The 21,526-nt window shown below is 70.4% G+C and carries 20 protein-coding genes and 2 pseudogenes; 12 read left to right on the plus strand and 10 right to left on the minus strand.

Annotated features, from left to right (window positions below; all coding sequences use genetic code 11):
• Positions 1-28: 28 nt before the first annotated feature.
• On the plus strand, positions 29-553 hold the full coding sequence (locus tag ACZ7L7_RS18605; protein ID WP_285516102.1) for a DUF4240 domain-containing protein: 525 nt from the start codon (positions 29-31) through the stop codon (positions 551-553).
• Between the two features lie 9 nt (positions 554-562).
• On the opposite strand, the gene ACZ7L7_RS18610 is transcribed toward ACZ7L7_RS18605, so the two are convergent.
• Entirely contained in the window at positions 563-1,381 is an 819-nt protein-coding gene (locus ACZ7L7_RS18610; RefSeq protein ID WP_472076529.1) for a peptidoglycan recognition protein family protein, read from the minus strand.
• A gap of 173 nt (positions 1,382-1,554) precedes the next feature.
• Between ACZ7L7_RS18610 and ACZ7L7_RS18615 the strand changes: the two genes are divergently transcribed.
• Positions 1,555-2,739 carry a MarP family serine protease gene (locus ACZ7L7_RS18615; RefSeq protein ID WP_472076671.1) on the plus strand — a complete coding sequence of 395 codons (1,185 nt, stop codon included), beginning with the start codon at positions 1,555-1,557 and terminating at the stop codon, positions 2,737-2,739.
• Positions 2,740-2,887: 148 nt separating this feature from the next.
• Here the strand turns inward: ACZ7L7_RS18615 and ACZ7L7_RS18620 are convergent, their stop codons facing one another.
• On the minus strand, positions 2,888-3,385 hold the full coding sequence (locus ACZ7L7_RS18620) for a GNAT family N-acetyltransferase (protein ID WP_285516067.1): 498 nt from the start codon (positions 3,383-3,385) through the stop codon (positions 2,888-2,890).
• A 71-nt stretch (positions 3,386-3,456) separates the two neighbouring features.
• Between ACZ7L7_RS18620 and ACZ7L7_RS18625 the strand changes: the two genes are divergently transcribed.
• A complete protein-coding gene (locus tag ACZ7L7_RS18625) occupies positions 3,457-4,353 on the plus strand; it encodes a TIGR01777 family oxidoreductase (RefSeq protein WP_453608259.1) in 897 nt (298 codons plus the stop codon).
• A gap of 171 nt (positions 4,354-4,524) precedes the next feature.
• On the plus strand, positions 4,525-5,862 hold the full coding sequence (locus ACZ7L7_RS18630; protein WP_471431932.1) for an NAD(P)/FAD-dependent oxidoreductase: 1,338 nt from the start codon (positions 4,525-4,527) through the stop codon (positions 5,860-5,862).
• Positions 5,863-6,223: 361 nt separating this feature from the next.
• Here the strand turns inward: ACZ7L7_RS18630 and ACZ7L7_RS18635 are convergent, their stop codons facing one another.
• Entirely contained in the window at positions 6,224-7,657 is a 1,434-nt protein-coding gene (locus tag ACZ7L7_RS18635) for a regulator (RefSeq protein ID WP_285516064.1), read from the minus strand.
• A gap of 233 nt (positions 7,658-7,890) precedes the next feature.
• Here ACZ7L7_RS18635 and lipB point away from each other — a divergent pair, with 233 nt between their 5' ends.
• The 4 genes from lipB to ACZ7L7_RS18655 all read left to right on the plus strand — a co-directional run bounded on the left by lipB (position 7,891) and on the right by ACZ7L7_RS18655 (position 10,971).
• Positions 7,891-8,688 carry a lipoyl(octanoyl) transferase LipB gene (gene lipB, locus ACZ7L7_RS18640; protein ID WP_471431934.1) on the plus strand — a complete coding sequence of 266 codons (798 nt, stop codon included), beginning with the start codon at positions 7,891-7,893 and terminating at the stop codon, positions 8,686-8,688.
• A gap of 107 nt (positions 8,689-8,795) precedes the next feature.
• Positions 8,796-9,761, plus strand: coding sequence for a lipoyl synthase (lipA, locus tag ACZ7L7_RS18645; RefSeq protein WP_285516062.1), 966 nt, complete (start codon positions 8,796-8,798; stop codon positions 9,759-9,761).
• A 248-nt stretch (positions 9,762-10,009) separates the two neighbouring features.
• Positions 10,010-10,210 (plus strand): SCO2195 family GlnR-regulated protein, encoded by a 201-nt coding sequence (locus tag ACZ7L7_RS18650; RefSeq protein WP_285516061.1) that lies wholly within the window; start codon positions 10,010-10,012, stop codon positions 10,208-10,210.
• 59 nt (positions 10,211-10,269) lie between these two features.
• Positions 10,270-10,971, plus strand: a complete 702-nt coding sequence (locus ACZ7L7_RS18655) for a DUF4191 domain-containing protein (protein WP_261718165.1) — start codon at positions 10,270-10,272, stop codon at positions 10,969-10,971.
• Positions 10,972-12,463: 1,492 nt separating this feature from the next.
• Here the strand turns inward: ACZ7L7_RS18655 and ACZ7L7_RS18660 are convergent.
• The 4 genes and pseudogenes from ACZ7L7_RS18660 to ACZ7L7_RS18675 all read right to left on the minus strand — a co-directional run.
• Positions 12,464-12,958, minus strand: a pseudogene (locus tag ACZ7L7_RS18660) (recombinase family protein); the annotation flags it as partial.
• A gap of 154 nt (positions 12,959-13,112) precedes the next feature.
• Positions 13,113-13,886 carry a replication initiator gene (locus ACZ7L7_RS18665; protein ID WP_354430062.1) on the minus strand — a complete coding sequence of 258 codons (774 nt, stop codon included), beginning with the start codon at positions 13,884-13,886 and terminating at the stop codon, positions 13,113-13,115.
• Positions 13,887-13,947: 61 nt separating this feature from the next.
• Positions 13,948-14,646, minus strand: a pseudogene (locus ACZ7L7_RS18670) (replication initiator); the annotation flags it as partial.
• A 124-nt stretch (positions 14,647-14,770) separates the two neighbouring features.
• Positions 14,771-15,043 carry a hypothetical protein gene (locus ACZ7L7_RS18675; protein ID WP_261718166.1) on the minus strand — a complete coding sequence of 91 codons (273 nt, stop codon included), beginning with the start codon at positions 15,041-15,043 and terminating at the stop codon, positions 14,771-14,773.
• Between the two features lie 338 nt (positions 15,044-15,381).
• Here ACZ7L7_RS18675 and ACZ7L7_RS18680 point away from each other — a divergent pair, with 338 nt between their 5' ends.
• A complete protein-coding gene (locus ACZ7L7_RS18680) occupies positions 15,382-16,113 on the plus strand; it encodes a helix-turn-helix domain-containing protein (RefSeq protein ID WP_261718167.1) in 732 nt (243 codons plus the stop codon).
• A gap of 147 nt (positions 16,114-16,260) precedes the next feature.
• Here ACZ7L7_RS18680 and ACZ7L7_RS18685 read toward each other — a convergent pair whose 3' ends face one another.
• The 3 genes from ACZ7L7_RS18685 to ACZ7L7_RS18695 form a co-directional block, all read right to left on the minus strand.
• The gene (locus ACZ7L7_RS18685; RefSeq protein ID WP_250752264.1) at positions 16,261-16,764 is read right to left on the minus strand and encodes a flavin reductase family protein; all 504 of its coding nucleotides are present in this window, start codon (positions 16,762-16,764) and stop codon (positions 16,261-16,263) included.
• 66 nt (positions 16,765-16,830) lie between these two features.
• Complete coding sequence (locus tag ACZ7L7_RS18690) at positions 16,831-17,982, minus strand: acyl-CoA dehydrogenase family protein (RefSeq protein ID WP_472076533.1); 1,152 nt, start codon at positions 17,980-17,982, stop codon at positions 16,831-16,833.
• Positions 17,983-18,084: 102 nt separating this feature from the next.
• Complete coding sequence (locus ACZ7L7_RS18695; RefSeq protein ID WP_285516057.1) at positions 18,085-18,552, minus strand: RDD family protein; 468 nt, start codon at positions 18,550-18,552, stop codon at positions 18,085-18,087.
• A 209-nt stretch (positions 18,553-18,761) separates the two neighbouring features.
• On the opposite strand from ACZ7L7_RS18695, the gene glnA reads away from it, so the two are divergent.
• From glnA to htpX, 3 genes are all read left to right on the plus strand, one after another.
• Positions 18,762-20,171 carry a type I glutamate--ammonia ligase gene (gene glnA / locus ACZ7L7_RS18700; RefSeq protein WP_285516056.1) on the plus strand — a complete coding sequence of 470 codons (1,410 nt, stop codon included), beginning with the start codon at positions 18,762-18,764 and terminating at the stop codon, positions 20,169-20,171.
• Positions 20,172-20,271: 100 nt separating this feature from the next.
• Positions 20,272-20,535: an SCO2583/SCO2584 N-terminal domain-containing protein gene (locus ACZ7L7_RS18705; RefSeq protein WP_285516055.1), complete on the plus strand. Its 264-nt coding sequence runs from the start codon at positions 20,272-20,274 to the stop codon at positions 20,533-20,535.
• 78 nt (positions 20,536-20,613) lie between these two features.
• Entirely contained in the window at positions 20,614-21,522 is a 909-nt protein-coding gene (gene htpX / locus ACZ7L7_RS18710) for a zinc metalloprotease HtpX (protein ID WP_285516054.1), read from the plus strand.
• The last annotated feature ends 4 nt before the right edge of the window (positions 21,523-21,526 follow it).

Genomic DNA, 21,526 nt, shown 5'->3' on the forward strand with positions numbered 1-21,526 from the left:
CCCGTCCAGGGCCGATGCTGGACCCGTGATGGACGAGACGGAGTTCTGGGAGCTGGTGGACGCCACCCGCGAGACCGCCGAGGGCGACCCGGAGGAGCAGGCGGACCTGCTGGTCGAACGGCTCCTGCAACTGGACCCCGAGATGGTCCTGGACTTCTCCCGTCACTTCGAGGCCCGCTACAACCGCGCGTACACCTGGGATCTGTGGGGTGCCGCGTGGCTCCTGCTGGGCGGCGCGAGCGACGACGCCTTCGACTTCTTCCGGTGCTGGCTGATCGGGCAGGGCCGGGAGGTGTACGAGGGCGCGGTGCACGATCCGGACTCGCTCGCGGACCTGCTGGACGACTTCGACGAGGAGTTCGACGGGGACGGGGAGGAGCTGGGGTACGCGGCGGACGAGGCGTACGAACAGCTGACGGGGACGATCGCCCCCGACCTCGGCATCGCACCCGCCCCGGCGGAACCGGCCGGTACGGCGCTGGACTTCGAGAACGAGCAGGCGCTGGCGGATCGTTACCCCAAGCTCTGGGAACGGTTCCGCGTCCGCGACTGAGACGCTCTCTCAGCGGCGGCCCTGCAATCGGGCCGCCAGCTCCCGGATCTCCGGCAGCCGGGCCATCAGGGCCGCTCCCGGGCAGGTCGTCATGTAGCCCTCCTGGTGGCCCGCCAGGGCGTGCAGGGTGGCGGTGGTGCCGCGGGCGTAGCGGCTGCCGTTGTTGCTGGAGACCAGGTGTACCTTCGCGCGCGGGTCGACGTCCGACAGGCCCAGTTTCCAGGCGGCCAGCGCGGCGATGGAGTCGGTCATCGCCTTGGGCACCTCGACCCCGGCGGTGAAGGTGCCGATCGCGGCGATACCGGCGGTGCGGTGGTTGAAGCCCTGGGTGTGGGCGCCGGTGACGGGGCGGTCGGTGCCGCCCGCGCGGCCCTCGTAGATGGTGCCGCAGCGGTCGACGAGGAAGTTGTAGCCGATGTCGTCCCAGTCCCGTGAGCCGGTCTGCCCGCTGTACAGGTAGCGGATGATCCGGGGGGACTCGGCGCAGTCGTAGGCGTTGGGCGAGTCGGTGTGGTGGACGAAGACGGCGACGACCTTGTCGTCGTAGCGCGGCGGGGGCTGTCTGCGCCAGGTGTCCCGGTCCAGCCACGCGGAGCGCGGCACGACGGTCGGCCGGGCCGCGGTGTGGGCGACGGCAGAGCGGGCCGCCGGGGACTTCGCGGCGGCCGTGGCGGCGTCCTCCACGCCGTTCGCGCACAGGGCCAGCGCCGTGACGGCGGCGAGCCCCGGCAGGCAGCCCAGGGCGACCAGGGCCGCGCGGGGTATTCGGGGGGCACGGCGGCTCCGCGCCCCCCGCGGTCTTCGCCAGACCGGCAGCTCGACACGCATGCACCCACTGTCCGACGGATCCGCACCCTTCGCGATATGGGCGCTGACACCCGAAGGAACACCTGATGGAACCATCGTCATGGTCTGCGACGTTTTCCGGGGTACACGCTCGCGCGTGACTGATCACTGAGCCCGTTCCGTGCGTACTGATGGATCGAGAGAAAGGCGGCTTGGTGGACCTGCTCGACATCCTGCTGTTACTGGCTGTCCTGGCCTACGCGGCCTCCGGCTACCGGCGCGGTCTGGTCGCGGGGTGCGTGGCGCTCGCCGGGTTCGTGGGCGGCGCGGCCGTCGGTGTGTGGGCGCTGCCGTGGCTGATGGAGCTGGTGGAGCCGGGTACCACGGCGGCGACGGTGACCGCCGTGCTGACGGTGCTGGTCCCGGCGGCGGTGGGGCACGAGCTGGCGGGGCGGCTGGCGCTGCGGCTGCGCCGGGAGCTGGACCAGGGGCCGCTCAGGGTGGTCGACGGGGTGGGCGGCGCCGTCGCCAACTCGGTGGCGGTGCTGATCGTGGCGTGGGTCGCGGCGAGTGTGCTGGCCGCCTCCTCCTCGCCGCTGCTGACGTCGGCGATCCGGGACTCCCGGCTGCTGGGGACCGTGCAGGACGCGATGCCGGACACCACGCCCGCCTGGTTCTCGCGGGCCACCTCCGCGCTCACCGAGGCGGGGTTCCCGCAGGTGTTCAACCCGTTCGAGAACGAGTCCACCGCCGAGGTCGCCAAGCCCACCGGGGACAGCGTGACGGCCGCCGCGACCAGCGCCGCCAAGCTGAGCACGGTCAAGATCGAGGGCGTGGCGGGCACCCAGGGCCGCGAGGGCAGCGGGTTCGTGTACGCGGCGCGGCATGTGATGACCAACGCCCATGTGGTGGCCGGCATCGACGAGCCGAGCGTGCGGGTGGGCGGCGTCGGGCGGTCGTACGCCTCCCGGGTGGTGCTGTTCGACCCCGACAAGGACGTGGCGGTGCTGTACGTGCCGGAGCTGAAGGCGCCGGTGCTGGAGTGGGACGACGACGCGGACCGGGGTGATTCCGCGGTGGTGGCGGGCTATCCCGAGGACGGCGCCCTGAACCTGCAGGCGGCCACCGTCGCGAGCCGGGTGCGGGCGACGGGCCAGAACATCTACAACGACAGGAACGTCACCCGGGAGATCTACTCGATCCGCTCCACCGTCCGCCCCGGCAACTCCGGGGGCCCGCTGCTGACCACCGACGGCCGGGTGTTCGGTGTGGTCTTCGCCCGCTCCACCTCCGACGCCGAGACCGGCTACGTGCTGACCGCGGCGGAGGTCGCCGAGGACGCCGAGCGGGCGGCGCGGGCGACGGAGCCGGTGGACACGGGGGACTTGATCACCTCGTAGGGCGGCGCGCTCCACGATCATGGGAGGCCTCCGATCCCCGGGAGGTTTCTCGTGGCCGTGTTCTTCCTGATCTCCCTGCTCGTGGCGGGCGCCGCGCTCGCGGTCGCGGTGCGCAGGCGGCGGGCGGCCGCCGCCCTGGACCAGGAGGTCAGAGACGGCGCCCCATGACGACGTCGTCCACGTAGGTGCCGTCCAGGCAGAACTCCTCGGGCAGCACGCCCTCCACTACGAAACCCTCGGACTCGTACAGCTTGCGGGCCGGGGTGTTGTGGCCGAGGACGCGCAGGGTGAGGCGGCGGGCGCCGCGCCGGCGGGACTCCTCGACGGCCGCCCGGAGCAGCGCGCGCCCCACTCCGCGCCCGCGCGCCGACTCCGCGACGGCGAGGCCCTGGATCTGCCGCACGTGCGCGTTCGAGGCGAGCGGGGTGGGCGGGACCACGCGGATGTACCCGGCGACGCATCCGTCGAGCTCGGCGACGAGGAAGTCCTCGGGAAGGTGCCGCTCGTCGAAGAAGGGACGGTACGGCGGTTGCGGGCGGGGCGTGACGGCGTGCAGCGTCGACCATGTGTCGCGGTCGAGCCGGGCCAGTGCCTCCTCGTCGGCGGGGCGGGCTATGCGTATGCGCGGCGGCTGGGTCTCGGGCATAGGGCTCACCTTATGGGGAACACGGGCGGTTCCGACCAGGCATTTTCGGCGGCGGGGACAGGATGGGGAGCATGCGGATTTCACGAGTGGCCGTGGCGGGCGCGTCCGGGCTGATCGGCGGTGCCCTGAGCCGGTCGCTGCGGTCGGACGGTGTCGAGGTGGTGCGGCTGGTGCGGCGTACGCCGCGGGCGGAGGACGAGATCCGGTGGGACCCTCAGGCCCGGTTCGTCGACGCGGGTGATCTCGCCGGGTGCGACGCGGTGGTCAATCTGGCGGGCGCGGGGGTGGGGTCGCGGCGCTGGACGGAGGCGTACAAGGCGCGGATCCGGGACAGCCGGGTGCTGGGCACGGCGGCGCTCGCGGAGGCGATCGCGGCCATGGACAGCCCGCCGCGGGTGTTCGTCAACGGCAGTGCGATCGGCTACTACGGCGAGACCGGCGACCGGATCGTCGACGAGAGCGCGCCGCCCGGGGAGGGGTTCCTGCCCGAGGTGTGCGTGCGCTGGGAGGCGGCGGCGGCTCCGGCGGAGCGGGCCGGGGTGCGGACGGTGCTGGTGCGCTCGGGTCTGGTGGTGGCGAGGAGCGGTGGGGCCTGGGCGCGGCTGTTCCCGTTGTTCAGGGCGGGCCTGGGCGGGCGGATGGGGGACGGCGGGCAGTACTGGTCGTTCGTCTCGCTGCACGACGAGGTGGCCGCGATCCGTCATCTGCTGGACTCCGAGGAGCTGTCGGGCCCGTTCAACGTGACCGCGCCGGAGCCGGTGACGAACCGTGAGATCACCGCGGCGATGGGCAGGGTGCTGAAGCGGCCGACCCCGTTCCCGGTGCCCGCCGCGGTGCTGCGCACGGTGCTCGGGGAGATGGCCGAGGATGTGCTCGGCAGCGCGCGGGTGGTGCCGAAGCGACTGCTGGAGTCGGGGTTCCGGTTCACGTACCCCGGTATCGACGAGGCCGTACGTGCCGCGCTGTGACGGAGTGCGATCAACTTCCCTTCCGTATGCGACCGTTGTGCGACCGTGCCCGGTCGATGCGCGACTTCCGCTGACCGGTCGCAGACCTAACCTCGACCCGAACTCGGGTATTCCGGGAGCCAGTTGGGGGCATGAGGTCTCCACCGGCCGCGCAACGTCGAGGAGGGGCACGTGCTTGAGCCCGCGTACCAGGCGGACGTCGTCGTGGTGGGAGCCGGGATCGCCGGCCTCGCCGCGGCACATCGGCTGACCAGCGCAGGAGTGACGACCACAGTCCTGGAGGCCGCCCATGAGGTGGGCGGCCGTATGTCGACCGAGAAGGTCGACGGCTTCCGGCTCGACCGCATAGGGCAGTTGATGTCCACGTCGTATCCCGAACTGCGCATGACTCCGGGTCTCGACGCGCTCGCCCTGTGCTCGTTCGCACCCGGAGTCCTGCTGCACAGCGACGGACACCGCCACCGGGTGGGCGCTCCGGCGCTCCAGGGTGGCGCGAGGGGCGCACTGCACGCGGTGCGCGCCCTGGCGAGCGCCCCCCGTCCGGCCTCGGCGCCCCGCACGCCGCTGGGGACCGCGGTCGACCAGGCCCGCCTGGCCGCCGCGCTCGCCCGGATCGCGGGCACGCCGGTCGAACGGCTGCTGACCCGCGCCGAGTCACCGGCCGGGCAGGCGCTGACCGAGCGCGGTCTGCCCGGCCGCGCGGTGGAGAGCTTCCTGCGTCCGCTGCTGGCGGCGCTGCTGTGCGATCCGGAGCTGACCGGGTCCAGCCGCTCGGCGGACCTCGCCCTGCACTCCTTCGCGAGCGGCCGCCTGTGCGTCCCGGAGGGCGGCGCGGAGGCGCTGCCGCAGCTGCTCGCGCGGTCACTGCCGCCCGGGACCGTGCGCACCGGGGTGCGGGTCACCTCGGTCTCCACGACCTCGGTGACCACGGCGGAGCACGGGGTGTTGCGGTGCCGGGCGATCCTGCTGGCCACCGGCGCGGGCACGGCGGCCGGGCTGCTGCCGGGGCTGCGGGTGCCGGACACCCACCCGGTGACGGTCGTCCACCACACCACGGACCGGCCGCCCGCCACCGGCGGGGCGCTCGTGCTGGACGCCGACCGGGGCGGGCCTGTCGCGCACACGGCGGTCGTCAGCGCCGTGGACCCGACCCGCGCCCCTGCGGGCCGGGCGCTGATCTCGTCGACGGTGCTGGGCACTCCCCCGCCCGACCTGGACACGGCCGTACGCACCCACCTCGCCCGCCTCTACGGCACGTCCACGGCGAACTGGGAGACCCTGGCCGTGCACCACACCCCGGACGCGGTCCCGGCCACCCGCCCGCCGTACGACCCCAGCCGTCCGGTACGGCTGCTGGCGGGCCTGTACGTGTGCGGCGACCACCGGGACGCCGGCAGCACGGTCCAGGCCGCCCTGCGCTCCGCCGACCGCGCCACCGCCTCACTCCTGGCGGACCTGGGCGCGGCCGGTTCCCTGCACCGCGCGGACCCGCTGCCGACGGCGGCGTGACACCCGTCGGCCCGGCACGACCGCCCCCGGCGGCGTGCCGGGCACCCGGCCGCGGCCATCCGGCACCGCAGGGACGCCCGGCCGCACCACCGCCGACGGCGAGCACAACAGCCCCGACCCGGCACCACCGCCCCCAGTAACCCGCCAGGCACCCAGGCACCCGGCCCCGCCCACCTCCGGACCCACGCCCGGCACCACCGGGACCGCCCGTACCGCTGTCAGCGAGGGGACGGGACGGCTCCCGCGACGCCGCCGACCAGTGCGGCGAGACGCCTCGCAGTCCGGTGCGGCTGTGCGCTGTGGCACGGCGGCCCCGGGCTCCCCGTCCGGCACCGCGCGGCGGCCGGTGCCGGACCCTCGCTCACGCCAGCGCCGCCACCTTGTCGCGGTAGCCGCGTACGGGGGCGGCGTCCTTGTACGGCTCCAGGCGGCGCTCGAAGTCCTTGATGTACTCCACCGCCCGTACCGACCGCATCTCCGCCGCCTGTCCGGCCGCCTCCACGGCCAACGCGCACGCCTGGTCGAGCTCGCCGAGGCCCAGGCGGGCGGAGGCGAGGACGACCCGGCAGAACAGGCGGCTGCGGGCGAAGGCGGGCGCCCGCAGTTGCAGGGAGCGCTCGGCATGCTGGGCTGCCGCCCGGAACTGCTGCAGATCGCGGTGGCAGTGGCCGAACTCGTCGGCGAGCTGCGCCTCGTCGAAGAACCGCGCCCAGTGCGGCACCTCGTCGCCGGGCCGCGCCGCCTCCAGCGCCCGCTCGGCCCGTACCAGCGACGCCGTACAGGCCCGTACCTCCCCCAGCACCCCGTGCCCGCGCGCCTCGGCGGCGTGCAGGAGCGCCTGGACGGTGGGCGACGCGTTGGTGCCCACGCCCTGCTGCGCGACCCGGGCGAGCTGCACCGCCTCCCGGCCGTGCCCGAGGTAGACGGCCTGGCGGCTCATGGTGACCAGCACATAGCTGCCGTAGGCCCGGTCCCCGGCGGCCTGGGCGAGCCGCAGCGACTGGACGTAGTACCGCTGCGCCAGCCCGTGCGCGGCGATGTCGTACGAGGTCCAGCCCGCGAGCCGGGTCAGGTCGGCCGCGGCGGCGAACAGGCGGCGGCCGGTCTGCTCACCGTAGGTGCCGCGCAGCATCGGCTCGCACTCGTGCTCCAGGTAGCGCACGAGGGCCTGGCGGGCGTGGCCGCCGCCGTACATGTTGTCCAGGGTGCGGAACAGTTCGCCGACCGAGCGCAGGGCGTTGATGTCGCCGGTGGTGACCTTCTGGCCGGGAGGGCGTTCGCCCTGGCCGCGCTGGCGGGGCATGGCGGGGCGGCCCTGGGCGGGGACGCGGGCGGTCTGTTCGTGCGCGACCTTGTCGTCGGCGCGGCCGATCAGCCAGTCCCGGCTGGGCACCACGAGCCCGGCCGGGGTGAAGGCGATCTTGCGGAGTTCGGCGTGGCTGCCGGAGTCCTTGCGCCACAGGCCGCTGACGATGTCGACGGCCTCCTCGGGGGTGGCGGCGAACTCCAGGCCCGCGTAGACGGGGGCGCAGGCGTCCAGGCCGAGGTCCTGGGCGGTGAGGCGGCGGCCGAGGCGGCGGGTGAAGACCTCGGCGATCAGGGCGGGCGTGGTGCCGCGCGGCTGCTGGCCGCGCAGCCACCGGGTCACCGATGTCTTGTCGTATCTGAGGTCCAGCCCGTGTTCGAGTCCGAGCTGGTCCACGCGACGGGCGAGTCCCGCGTTGGAGAACCCCGCTTCTGCGATGAGCGCGGCGAGCTGGCGGTTGGGGGTGCGCTGCGCGGGTCGTTCCGTCATCTGCGGTGCGGTCTCCTGCCTTCCGGGCTCTGACATGCCCGGATTGCCTGTGAGCAGCCCTTATGGCCTCTGTGAACGGCGCGAATGTAGCGGAGAGTGAGCACCCGATCGCACACTTCGCCACCCGTTCATCCGATCGTGTGAGGATTGGCCGCGAGACTGACGCTCGACCGGCAGTCGTACAGTGGCGTGGGCACCGTTCGTGCCTTACGACGTCCAGGGAGGCGCTTGCCGTGAGTGAGTTGCGGTTCGTCCGTATGGGGTTCGGCGCGGAAGCCGTCGACTACCAGGTGGCCTGGGACGAGCAGCGCCGGGTGCACGCGGCGCGGTTCGCCGACGAGGTGCCCGACACCGTGCTGCTGCTCGAACACCCGCCGGTCTACACGGCCGGGCGGCGCACCCAGGACAACGAGCGGCCGCTGGACGGCACCCCGGTCATCGACGTGGACCGCGGCGGCAAGATCACCTGGCACGGTCCGGGCCAGCTGGTGGGCTACCCGATCCAGAAGCTGCCGCGCCCGGTGGACGTCGTGGCCCATGTGCGGCGCCTGGAGGAGGCCCTGATCCGCACCTGCGCGGAGTTCGGCCTGGAGACCTCCCGGGTCGAGGGCCGTAGCGGTGTCTGGGTGCTCGGCGACCCGGTCGAGCAGCGCCCGGCGATCGGCGGCCTCTCCCTCGACTTCGACCCGCGTCTGCACGACGAGGAGTTCGACCCGCGCCTGAACGGCCCCGAGTACGCGCCGTCCAACGCGGGCCAGCGCCGCGAGGACCGCAAGATCGCCGCGATCGGCATCCGGGTCGCCAAGGGCGTCACGATGCACGGCTTCGCCCTGAACGTGAACCCCGACAACAAGTGGTTCGACCGCATCATCCCGTGCGGCATCCGCGACGCGGGCGTCGCCTCCCTCGCCGACGAACTCGGCCGCGACATCACCATCGCCGATGTCCTGCCGGTCGTCGAACGCCACCTGAAGGACGTCCTGGAGAACGCGGACCTCAGGCCCCGCGAGATCGAGAAGGCGACCGCCTGACACCGGGAATCAGCCCTGCGGTCCACGGGTTGGCCTCAACAGCAGGGCTGTACAAGCACGGGCGTACCCTGGTGTACGCCGAAGAATCGAAGTCACAGGGAGCCGATGTGTCCGCAGTCACTCCGGACGGACGCAAGATGCTGCGCCTGGAGGTCCGCAACAGCCAGACCCCCATCGAGCGCAAGCCCGAGTGGATCAAGACCCGGGCGAAAATGGGTCCCGAGTACACCGCGATGCAGAAGCTCGTGAAGAGCGAGGGCCTGCACACGGTCTGCCAGGAAGCCGGCTGTCCCAACATCTACGAGTGCTGGGAGGACCGCGAGGCGACCTTCCTCATCGGCGGCGACCAGTGCACCCGGCGCTGTGACTTCTGCCAGATCGACACCGGCAAGCCCGAGGCGCTCGACCGCGACGAGCCGCGCCGCGTCGGCGAGTCCGTGGTCACCATGGACCTGAACTACGCCACCATCACCGGCGTCGCCCGCGACGACCTGGAGGACGGCGGCGCCTGGCTGTACGCGGAGACGGTCCGCCAGATCCACCAGCAGACCGCGGACCGCGAGGCCGGCCGCACCAAGGTCGAGCTGCTGGCCCCCGACTTCAACGCCGTCCCGGAGCTGCTGCGGGAGGTCTTCGAGTCCCGCCCCGAGGTCTTCGCGCACAACGTCGAGACGGTGCCGCGGATCTTCAAGCGCATCCGCCCCGGCTTCCGCTACGAGCGCTCGCTGAAGGTCCTCACCGAGGCCCGCGACTTCGGCCTGGTGACCAAGTCCAACCTGATCCTCGGCATGGGCGAGACCCGCGAGGAGATCAGCGAGGCGCTCCGGCAGCTGCACGAGGCCGGCTGCGAGCTGATCACCATCACCCAGTACCTGCGCCCCTCCGTGCGCCACCACCCCGTGGAGCGCTGGGTCAAGCCGCAGGAGTTCGTGGAGCTGAAGGAGGAGGCCGAGCAGATCGGCTTCTCCGGTGTGATGTCCGGCCCGCTGGTGCGCTCCTCCTACCGCGCCGGGCGCCTGTACCAGATGGCCGTCGAGAAGCGCGGCGCGTTCGTCGCCTCCCAGGCGGTCTGACGGCACCGGGTGCCACCGTGTGCGTGTGAATCCGCGCACAAGCAACTACCGTTCAGTAACGGCTGATTGACGCGGCCCTGCCGCGTCCCCGCAGATGGGGGCGCCGACGGGGCCGCGTCATCGTTTGCGGACGCCAAATCAAGGCTTCACTGGCGTTTGACCGGTCGGTCACGCCCTGGTAACACCAAACAGTGACGCTGGACTCACACCACGTACACCGAAGCCGCTCACGAGGGGGGACCTCAACCATGCAGGCCGCGCCGGTACGCGCCACCGCCATCCCGTCGTTCACCACTGCACTCCGTGCCGTCGAATCGCTGCTCATGAGCAGCGGCCAGCGCACCGCCCGCCGCAACGCCTGGACCTCCGTCCTGGAGGACCGCCGCCGGGCCAAGGACCGGGTCGAGGCGCAGCGCGTGCTGGACCGGGTGCGCACCTCCCGCCCCTGACCGTCGCGTGACCGGCACTGCCGTCGTCGGCGCTCCCGGGGCCACGTAGACTTCGTGCCATGGCGAGAAGTGACAGGGCGGCGGATGCCGCTAACCCCGGGCGTCTGAAGCAGATCGCCCTGACCTACAAGATGACCCGCAGGGCCGACAAGAAGATCGGCTTCGTTCTCGCGGGCGTCTTCCTCCTCATCCTCGGTGTCTTTCTCGCGATCGGCTTCCTGATCGGTCACCCGATCTACCTCGGCATCCTGGGCGTACTGCTCGCCTTCCTCGGCACCGCGATCGTGTTCGGGCGCCGGGCCGAGCGGGCCGCCTTCGGGCAGATGGAGGGCCAGCCGGGCGCCGCCGCGGCCGTGCTCGACAACATCGGCCGGGGCTGGACGACCACCCCCGCGGTCGCGATGAACCGCAGCCAGGACGTGGTGCACCGGGCGGTCGGCAAGGCCGGCATCGTGCTGGTCGCCGAGGGCAACCCGAACCGGGTCAAGAGCCTGCTGGCCGCCGAGAAGAAGAAGATGAACCGGATCGTCGCGGACGTGCCGGTGCACGATCTGATCGTCGGTACCGGCGAGGGCCAGGTGGAGCTGAAGAAGCTCCGCACGACGATGCTGAAGCTCCCCCGGGTGCTCACCGGCCCGCAGGTGACGGCGACCAACGACCGGCTGCGCGCCATGGGCGACCTGATGAGCAACATGCCGCTGCCGAAGGGCCCGATTCCTGGGCGTGGCCTTCCCGGTCGCCCCCCGCGCTCGCGAGGATGACACCCGGCCTCACCTCCCCGCTCATTTCCATGCGCGGCAAGGGGTGAGCATCGACGGGAGGGGCGCCCTCGCAACCTTGTAGGGCGCCCATGAGTTCTTCCCAGAGCCCCGATGCAGTCCAGCGCCGCCAGTGCCCGCGTAGCCCCGTAGAGCCGTATTTCGTGTCCAGCTCAGGCCAGCGGGCACCGGTCCGCGCCTTCTCCAAGAACGCTTCCAACACGACGCGTGGCGCGAGTCCGCCCTTCTGGCGAGGAGTGAGACCTCCGCCCGGGAAGCGGACCGTTGCCGCGATCCGCTCCCAGTCCGCGTCTGTGACGTCCGGGACCAGGCGTTCGTTCTTCCGGAACCACTCCGCCACCGAGCAGACGAGCCCCTTGCGCATCGGCGGAGGAGGACCGGTCACCTTGATGCGGATGTTGAGCAGTTCCATGAACTCGTGCCGCTGTTCGTCAGACAGTTCCTCAAGGCGGTGGTGTGCCATCCCGGCGAGCGCCTGAAGATTCTTCGCGCGCTCCTCCCCCATGGCCACTTCAGCCTGCCAAGCCGCAACCTCTTCACGGGTCTTCTCCAGGTGCGCCAGTTCCTCCAGCAAGGGCTTGACGGCCCGCTCCACGGCCGCTTCGGCTTCCTTCGGGGAGCGTCCCTTGCGCAGTTCCCGCTTGGTCACCACCACGGTCGTGACGTCGATCGTGTCGTTCTGCTCCGCGATGTGCTGGTCCAGTTCGGCGAGCCTCGACGTCAGGTCGACGTTCTGCCCGACAGTCGTTCCCGCCCACTCCTCAGCCATGGTCCGCAGGCGCTCAGCGTCGCCGAGGAGATCACAGACTTCCGTCCATGCCCACTTCTCCACGCCGCCCGCGTTGATCTGGGAGCAAGAGCAGGTGGGCGCGCCGGGGTATGCCTCGATCTTGCCCGTGCAGCGGTAGTGACGAGTGGTTGCGTCAGCACGAGTGGCCCCGACGTAGTACTTGCCACAGGGGCTGATGATCCGGCCTGAAAGCGAGTACACGCGTCCAGGTCCCGCAGCGGCGCGAGCAGGCTTGGCGGTCGCTCGGCGCAGTTCGGCGACCTCTTCCAGAGTGAACATGGGGTCAAGCTCCATGACGACGCTCTCGCCCCACAGGGGGCGACCGTCCGGCCCCAATTCGGCATTTTCGGGGTTCCTGAAAATAAACCGGCCGTTCAGTAGATCCTCGTTCATCAGTCGGGACCTGATATTGGCATGGCTCCAGAATTTACCTGACCGGTTGAGAAGTCCCTCAGCGTTGAGGCTCAGCGCCACTTTTCGCCAGTTCCCTCGGAACTTGACCGCGAAAGTCCGAGCCCTACGAAGGACCACAGCTTCGTGAAGGGTCGTGCAGGGCGATACTCGAGAGCAGTACTCCCCTCCATCGCATTCATCGATTACGAGCCTTTGCTCGCCCTTCCTTCCTTTGTTGGCAATCCGGTATCCGTAGCGAGCCTGTCCACCAGGAAAACCGCCGTCCTCCGCCTTCTCTTGGATTCCCCCTTGGGTGCGGCTGCGGATATTCTCGCGCTCTTCCTCCGCGTAATCAGCGTCCTTTCGCATCTTCGAGCGCCCGGAAGCAGTGGAATTGTCGTAGTCGTCCTTGACGACAGCCACGAAGATCCCGAGTTCTTCAAGATCCCAGACCCAGCGCCAGAATGCCCGACCTGTACGGCCAATAGCCCGACCTTCGTTCACCACCACCATGTCGAAGGGGCGAGGATCACGGTGAGCGTCCTCCATGAGCCGCTTGAGGTCGCCCCGTTGGTGAGCCTCCAGGCTGCCGCTCACACCCTCGTCGGTGTAGGTGCCGACGTGATGCCAGCCCTTGCGCTCGATGTAGCGCGCGGTCTTCTTGGACGTGTAGGCGACGCCGTAGCCCTTGGCCTGATCTTCGGTCGAAACCCTCAGGTAGTCGACAGCTCGAAGCGTGGTCGCCCCTGCCGCCACATCGATTGAGGATGTGAGAGTCTTACCCATGTCAGTCCCTCCAGACTGGCCAGACCCCGGAGCGCGCCAACGCTGCCGGGGTCACCCATATGGCCAGTCGATCATACGTGACGATTGCTCTGTCAGGGCGCGAACAGAATTTCCAGTATTCGGCGATGCACCGCTTCCGAGCCCGGCTTCTCCGTCACCTGCCAAATGACCTTTCGGTCAGGATCCTTATTTCTGGTATGTCGTATCCGTTCTGGCTGCGCCTTCTTTCCTGCCCGCTTAACGCCTTCAGGAGCCGCATTGGACAGGTCATTTTTGTGTGTGGAGTTGAGGCCCGTTCGCTTCCGACTCCCAGCCACTCCTCCCATTGCCGCGCGTCTTCCCATGCCTCTTTGGCCAGCCGGAGACTCTGTACGTGGTCTTCGGCAATGCCGAGGGCGAAGTCAGCCTCTCCGGGGGTGTAGCCGGATCCGGCGTAGCGCCAGTTCGATTCCGTGACCGTGTCCGGGCCGTCCGTGGGTTTGGTGTCGCCCTTGCGGTGGTCGGCTCGTTCCTCGCGCAGGGCACCGTACGTGGTGGAGTAGCGGAGGGATTTGGTGAGGATGTGGCCCCGGTAGCCGAGGCTGTGGACCCAGGGGCGCAGCCGGAGGTGTTCCAGTTCGGCGAGGCCGCCCAGGCGCCAGCAGGTACCCATGAGGGCGCGTACGTGGCTGGTGACGACGGCCGCGCGGATGGTCTCCAGGCTGGTGACGCGGTAGTCGAGTCCGGCGCCGGTTTCGGCCGCGCCCTTGGTGACGTACTTGGCCACATACCCGGCGACCGCCGCATCTGATGGGGTGTCACCGTCGGGGAAGGGCCGGATGGGGTGAGCGTCGAGTTGTCCGCCCCAGCGAATGCGTTCGGTGCCGTAGGCGTCGGAGGCGGGCACGGTGACGAAGCTGAAGGCGGCAGCCTGCTCGACCGCATCCAACAGCCAGTTCTTCCGTCGCCCAGGCGGGAGCGGCCGAGGCGGGGCCATCCGGGCCGTCCAGGCGCACGACGGCATGGAAGTGGATCGCCGCCCGGCGCTGGAACTCGGCGACCTTGGCGAACGACACGACCAGGTGGTCACGGAGCTTCGAGCGAGATACCCCACCGGCCGAGGCGAGGTAGCGACGTACGGCGGTGGTGAACCGGTCCCACAGTCGCCCGGCGTGCGCGTGCCACAGCACGTGGCCCGTGTAGTCGTAGCAGTCCGGGCACAGTGGCAGACCGACCAGTGGGTCATCCTCGGTGTGCACCAGGCCGCAGCCCATCCGCCGCCCGTGCTCGCAGCGCGGATCATCCCTGCAAGGACGGCACCGTTCGCCGTCCACCACGCGGTGCACCGGCCCGAACGACGGGGCGGTCAGGGTCACGAACAGCCGGGGACGCTCCCGTACCGCATCGGGCACACCCTTGCCGCCGGAGAGGCCCGCACGCACGAGCTGGAAGGTGTCCCCAGCATGCAGGCGAGAGCACGGCTCGCATACCGAGGCACGCCGGTTGCGGCAACGCACGGCCAGCCGCTCGCCAGGCTCTCCGGCCGTCGTATAGGAGGAGATCACCTCACCCGTGACGGCATCGGCGGTGACCGTGGAACCGGAGAGGTAGATCGGATTGGCGCAGCCGCCGACCGCTTGGATCTGTTCCTTCCAACGCTGGAAGAGCGGGTCTTTCAAGCAATCCTCTCCGGCCGGCGGCGTGCCCAAAGCGCGCCATCACCTCACCACAGGCCCAGAGAGCAGAGAGCCCCGCCCACGCGCCGGGGGGAGACGCACAGACGGGGCAGCCGACCCGCTGAGCCTTGATTCGCCGTCCTCAGCGAGCCGGGGTCTATTCCTCGCGACTCACGCAAGTGTGGTCGGTCACGACACGGCCGTCCGGCGCCGTCTGGACGTGCGCAGATGACGCCATCAGATGCGCCGCGACCTTCTGCACCACGTCAGCGTTCCACGTTCCCAAGGCCACCATCGGACGCCCATCCGGCGCTACGCGCGGAGCCAGCCAGCCGAGATCCCGCTTCGGAATCCCGATCGCCAGCAGAGCCTGACACAGCACCTCGTGCGCGTCAGCAGCGGCCTTCTTACTGCTCCTGTAGATCTCCATCGGGATCACTGCTCCACCCCCTTCGGAGCGCAAGCCGTGTGCCAGTAGGCCACGACCGGAGACGATTCCCGGCGAGCCAGCATCCCCCGACGACAGCTCTCAAGGCTCTTGATCAGCCTTCCGCACGCCGGGCACGTCTCACCGGCCGGGGCGTAGGTCGTGTACTCCCACTGTCGGGCATCGGTGTCCACCGTCGGGCTCGTCATGGAGGGATCGTGGCCCGCTCTTGTGGACGTATCTCCCCCGTGGGTAGCGACAGTTGAGACAATCGGCCGTTAGGCTCGAAGAAGGCCCAAACGTCCGCGGGGGAAGTCTTGAATGCCGCCTTACGATCAGCTATGGCCGACGCCGATATGAAACCCAGGCAACTCGCGGCCCGGATCGGTGTGAGTGTGAAGCAGGTGGAACGCTGGCTGGCGGATGCCGAACTGAGGCCACACGCGAGGAACCGCACGGACGCCTGCCGTGCGCTGGGAGTGGATGAAGAGATGATCTGGCCGAAGACCATTCAGGAACGCGTGAAGACAGGCCACGACCGCGAGCTAGTCCACAGCTACCCCTACCGATCTGCCTGCCCCTCGACAGTGTGGGCCGATCTTGTCGACGAGACCACACAAGAACTCTTCTTCGCTGGCTACACCAACTATTTCCTCTGGACCCAGGTGCCTCATTTCGCCGACACCCTTCGTCGCAAAGTCGAGAGCGGGTGCCGCGTGCGATTCCTGCTGGGGGATCCGGACGGCGAGGTGACCCGGAACCGCGAGGCCATCGAGGACGTCACGCTGAGCGTGTCCACGCGTATCAGGATCAGCCTGGAGCACCTGGAGCGGCTTGAGCCCCTGGAAGGGCTGGAGACTCGATTCAGCGCCGCAGAGGACGCGGTGAACCACGTATCCCTGTCCGTCTTCCGCTTCGATCACAATGCCTTGGTGACTCCACACCTTGCCCGGCTCGTAGGCCATGACTCCCCGCTGCTGCATTTGCGCCGACAGGGTGACGGCGGCATGTGGTCGCGCTTCGCGGAGCACGCGGAAGAGCTCTGGGGCCGAGGAGTGCAAGTCCGTACCTGACGCGCCCCAGCCAAGAGTCCGGAGACCGCGACACCACAACACGGCCCCCGCCATCGACACCAGGTCGGGACGGGGCCGCCGCACGGTGGACCTCCCTGAGTATTTGCCCAGGTCAGGAGTTAGACACGCTGAGCCGTTCTCAGGCCCTCAGGCCAGCGTCCGGAAGGACCGGTCGTAGTAGACCATCGGGGCCCCCTCCCCCAGCCGTACCTCCGTCACCCGGCCGATCAGGACCGTATGGTCCCCGGCCGGGTGTCGTGCGTGTACGGCGCAGTCCAGTACGGACAGGGCCCGCTCGACCGCCGGCAGCCCGCCGGGGCCGGGGCGCAGCCCGCCCGAGGCGAACTTGTCGGCGCCCTTGGTGGCGAACCGCTCCGCGAGCAAGCGGTGGCGGGGCCGGAGCACGCTGACCGCGAAACGGTCGCAGCGGGCGAAGGTCGACGCCGAGTCGGCCGCGTTCGCCAGGCACACCAGAACCATCGGCGGCTGGAGCGAGACCGAGCAGAACGAGCTGGCGGTGAACCCGCGAGGGGTGCCGTCCGGGCACCGGGTGGTGACCACCACGACGCCCGAGGGGAAGCGGCTCATCGCGGCCCGGAACTCCTCGGGCGCCACCGCCGCCTCCGGTATGTGTGTGTCCTGGTCCGTCATGACGGCCGCACCACCTCCGCGTTCACGTCGACTATGCGCGTGGTGTCACCGGGCGGCAACCGGGCGCTACCGCCGCTCGGACAGCGCCCAGGCGCCGTAGGCCGCGCCCGTGGTCTCGAAGGAGAGCGCCACATGGGAGGCGGCGCTGTTCACATCGCGCCAGAAGCGCTGCACCGGGTCGGTCTGGGACTGGCCCGAGGTGCCGCTGGTGCGGAAGATCCGGTCCACCGCCGAGACCAGCAGTTCCACCGCCAGCGCCAGGTCCCTGGCGCCGCGCACCGCCACCTCGCCCTCGGGCGGTGACTCGACGCCGTCGGCGACGGCCGCGGTGCGCCGGATCAGCAGCTCGGCGGCGTCCGTCTCGGCGGCGGAGCGGGCCAGGGCCACCTGGGTGGCGGGCTGCTCCGCCACGGCCCTGCCGCGCCGGTCGACCCGGGAGGCGGTCCGCTCCGCCCAGGACCGCATGGCCCCGCGCACGGCGCCGACCAGCGGGGCGGCGAAGGGCAGGGAGTTCACGGCGTACATGGGCACGATGTGGCAGCGCGCGTCCGAGGCGGGGGCCCGGCCCGCGTGGACGGCGGAGCGGGCCAGGGTGCGGTGCTCGGGCACGTGGGCGTCGGCGAGGACGAGGGTGTCGCTGCCGGTGCCGCGCATACCGACCGAGTACCAGCTGTCCTTGATCGTGAAGTCGGCCGCCGGGACCGCGAAGTAGCGCACCTCGGGCCGCCCGCCGGGGTCGGCGGAGGGCTCGTCGGGCACCGCCGCGCAGGCCAGCGCCCAGTCGGCGAAGTGCACGCCGCTGATGTACCTCCACTCGCCGCTCAGCCGCCAGCCGCCGGGCACCCGCTCGGCGGCACCGGAGGGCATCAGCGCGGCGGCCACCAGCGCGTCCGGGCCGTCGGCCCAGATCTCCCGCTGCCCCTCCTCGGGCAGGAAGGCGGCGTATCGGCCGGCGTAGGCGGACAGCGAGGCCGCCCAGGCCGCCGAGGTGCAGCCCTCGCCGACCTGGAAGACCGCGGAGCTCAGCTCGCCGAAGCCGCCCTCCTCGCCGCCGTACGCGCGGGGCACGAAGTGCCGGGCGAAGCCCGCCTCAAGCACCGCGTTGACCACCTGCGGGGGAAGCCGCCGCGCGGCCTCCGCCTCCTCCGCGTGCTGGGCCGCGATGTCCGCGACGCGGGACGCCCGCGTCACGATCGTCGACGTGTTGTCGTACGACACTGTCCAACCACCTCCGCCGGGTACGGCGGCCAGTGTTTCGAACAGGGTTCGACGGAGCCGGGACCCCGGGCCGTGGCCCGGGCGCCCGTCACCCGACCGGCGTCAGACGCGGACCTGGACGGTGCGGGCCAGCCGGTCGTGCAGCCCCCGGCCGTCGCGGTCCCAGATCAGGGCGGGGACGGCGAGGCAGAGCAGGGCCGTGCGCAGCAGAGCGCGCAGCGGCTGGACGCCGCCGGAGTCCAGGGCGACGACCCGCAGACCGAACAGGCGCTTACCGGGAGTGAACCCCACGCTGCCGACCGTCAGGGCGCTCATCAGGAACAGGATGAGAAGTGCCCAGTTCCCGGTGGCCGTGTCGTAGCCCTCGGTGATCAGGCCGTATGCGATCAAGAGGCACAGGCCCCAGTCCACGACGAGGGCGCCGAGCCGCCTGCCGGGGCGGGCGATCGAGCCCGGGCCGTGCTCCGGCAGACCGAGCTGCTCGCCCCGGTAGCCGAGATCGATACCGGCTTCTTCCATGGCCGCGCGGGGTCCGGAGAGCCACGATCCGATTGCTTGCCTGTTGTCCACCCGTCCACGGTACTGCGCCCGGATATGACCGGGGGCAGGCGGGGTGCGCCGGGGCTACGGTGGAAGGGGACCCGGTTAACTTGTGCGAAACAAATGGGTCACGCCCGAGAAATCACGCGTCCCTAGGGTCGAGGCCAGCGTGTGCCACCGCACTGGCCGCACCATCGAACTACCACCCCGGCGAGGCGCTCGGGAGTAGGAGGAGCTGGATGTTCCAGAACGCCGACGAGGCCAAGAAGTTCATCGCGGACGAGGGGGTCAAGTTCATTGACGTCCGGTTCTGCGACCTGCCGGGCGTCATGCAGCACTTCTCGCTGCCCGTCGAGGCGTTCGACCCGGACGAGGAGCTGGCGTTCGACGGTTCGTCGATCCGCGGCTTCCAGGCCATCCACGAGTCCGACATGGCGCTGCGCCCCGACCTGTCGACGGCCCGGCTGGACCCGTTCCGCCGTGACAAGACGCTCAACATCAACTTCTTCATCCACGACCCGATCACGGGCGAGCAGTACTCCCGTGACCCGCGCAACGTGGCGAAGAAGGCGGAGGCCTACCTCGCCTCGACCGGTATCGCGGACACCGCGTACTTCGGTCCCGAGGCCGAGTTCTACGTCTTCGACAGCGTCCGCTTCAAGACGTCGGAGAACGAGTCCTTCTACCACATCGACTCCGAGGCGGGCGCCTGGAACACCGGTGCGCTGGAGGACAACCGCGGCTACAAGGTCCGCTACAAGGGCGGTTACTTCCCGGTCCCGCCGGTCGACCACTTCGCCGACCTGCGCGCCGAGATCTCCCTGGAGCTGGCCCGGGTCGGCCTCCAGGTCGAGCGTCAGCACCACGAGGTGGGCACCGCCGGCCAGGCAGAGATCAACTACAAGTTCAACACGCTGCTCGCCGCCGCCGACGACCTCCAGCTCTTCAAGTACATCGTGAAGAACGTGGCCTGGCGCAACGGCAAGACCGCGACCTTCATGCCGAAGCCGATCTTCGGTGACAACGGCTCGGGCATGCACGTGCACCAGTCGCTGTGGGCCAACGGCGACCCGCTGTTCTACGACGAGGCCGGTTACGCGGGCCTGTCGGACACCGCCCGCTACTACATCGGCGGCATCCTCAAGCACGCCCCGTCGCTGCTGGCGTTCACCAACCCGACGGTGAACTCCTACCACCGCCTGGTCCCGGGCTTCGAGGCCCCCATCAACCTGGTGTACTCGCAGCGCAACCGCTCCGCCGCGATGCGTATCCCGATCACGGGTTCGAACCCGAAGGCCAAGCGCGTCGAGTTCCGCGCGCCCGACTCCTCCGGCAACCCGTACCTGGCCTTCTCGGCCCTGCTGCTCGCGGGCCTGGACGGCATCAAGAACAAGATCGAGCCGGCCGAGCCGATCGACAAGGACCTCTACGAGCTGGCTCCCGAGGAGCACGCCAACGTGGCCCAGGTCCCGACCTCGCTCCCGGCCGTCCTCGACTCGCTGGAGCGCGACCACGAGTTCCTCCTCCAGGGCGACGTCTTCACGTCGGACCTGATCGAGACGTGGATCGACTTCAAGCGCACCAACGAGATCGCCCCGCTCCAGCTGCGCCCGCACCCGCACGAGTTCGAGCTGTACTTCGACGTGTGATCGGCGCCTGACCGGTTCGACGCCGCCCCCGCTCCTGTTTCTCAGGGCGGGGGCGGCGTCGTATCGTGGCAGTACTGCTGTTCGAGAAGGGTTGACGGGGATGGCCGAACAGGGTGATGGCGAGCGGGAGTTCGACATCAAGTGGGCGGATGCCGCGGCGCACAAGGAACCGTCGGCGCGGGCGCGCATGCTGGCCGCGCGGTGGAAGGAGAACCCGCCCGGACCTGTGCCCTTCCGGCCCGAACCGACTCCGGCCCGGCGTTCCCGTGAGCGGCGGCCGTGGGTGTCGACCCTCATCGTCTTCAGCTGTGTGGCGGCGGTGATCGTGCTGCTCGGGTACGCGAGCGCGCGCGGTTCGTACTGACCGCGCGGTTCCGCTGGAATCTCCGCGGCGATGCACACTGGCAGTGGGACTGGTGCCTGACTGCACGAGGTGATGCAGATGCGGAGCCGCTTTCGCAGTGACCGGGGTCTGACCGCACGGATGGGCGTCACCATGTTCCTGCTGGGCCTGGTGTACGTGGCCTTCGTGGCCGCCCTGATCGTGCTGCTGAAGTCCTGGGTGCTGGTCGTGGTGATCGCCGCGGCGTTCCTCGGCGCGCAGTACTGGTTCTCCGACCGGCTCGCACTGTTCGCGATGCGCGGGCGGCCCGTGGAGCGCGAGGAGTATCCCGACCTGCACGGTGTCGTCGACCGGCTGAGCGCGCTGGCCGACATGCCCAAGCCGGTGGTCGCCGTGTCCGATATGGACATGCCCAACGCGTTCGCCACCGGGCGCAACCCCGATCACGCCGTGGTGTGTGTGACCACGGGGCTGCTGCGGCGCCTGGAGCCCGCGGAGCTGGAGGGTGTGCTCGCGCACGAGATGTCGCACGTCGCGCACAAGGACGTCGCCGTGATCACGATCGCCTCGTTCCTCGGCGTGATCGCCGGGCTGATCGTGCGGTTCGCCTTCTACTCACAGTTGTTCGGCGGGGGCAGGCGGGACCAGAACACCGCGGTCGTGTTCGCCGCCGTGATGGGGATATCGGCGGCCGTGTACGCCATCAGCTTCCTGCTGATCCGGGCCCTGTCCCGGTACCGGGAGCTGGCCGCGGACCGGGCGGCGGCGCTGCTCACCGGGCGGCCCTCGGCGCTGGCCTCGGCGCTCACCAAGGTCACCGGGGACATCGGCCGCATCCCCACCAAGGACCTGCGTACGGCGCAGGCGTTCAACGCCTTCTACTTCACCCCGGCGCTGGGCCGGAACCCCGGTTTCGCCCGGCTCTTCTCGACCCACCCGACCCTGGAGCAGCGCCTCGACCAGCTGGGGCGGATCTCCGCCGAGCTGGGTGAGGCCACCGCTCCCTGACAAG

It is taken from the genome of Streptomyces sp. NPDC110618, from assembly GCF_055657065.1.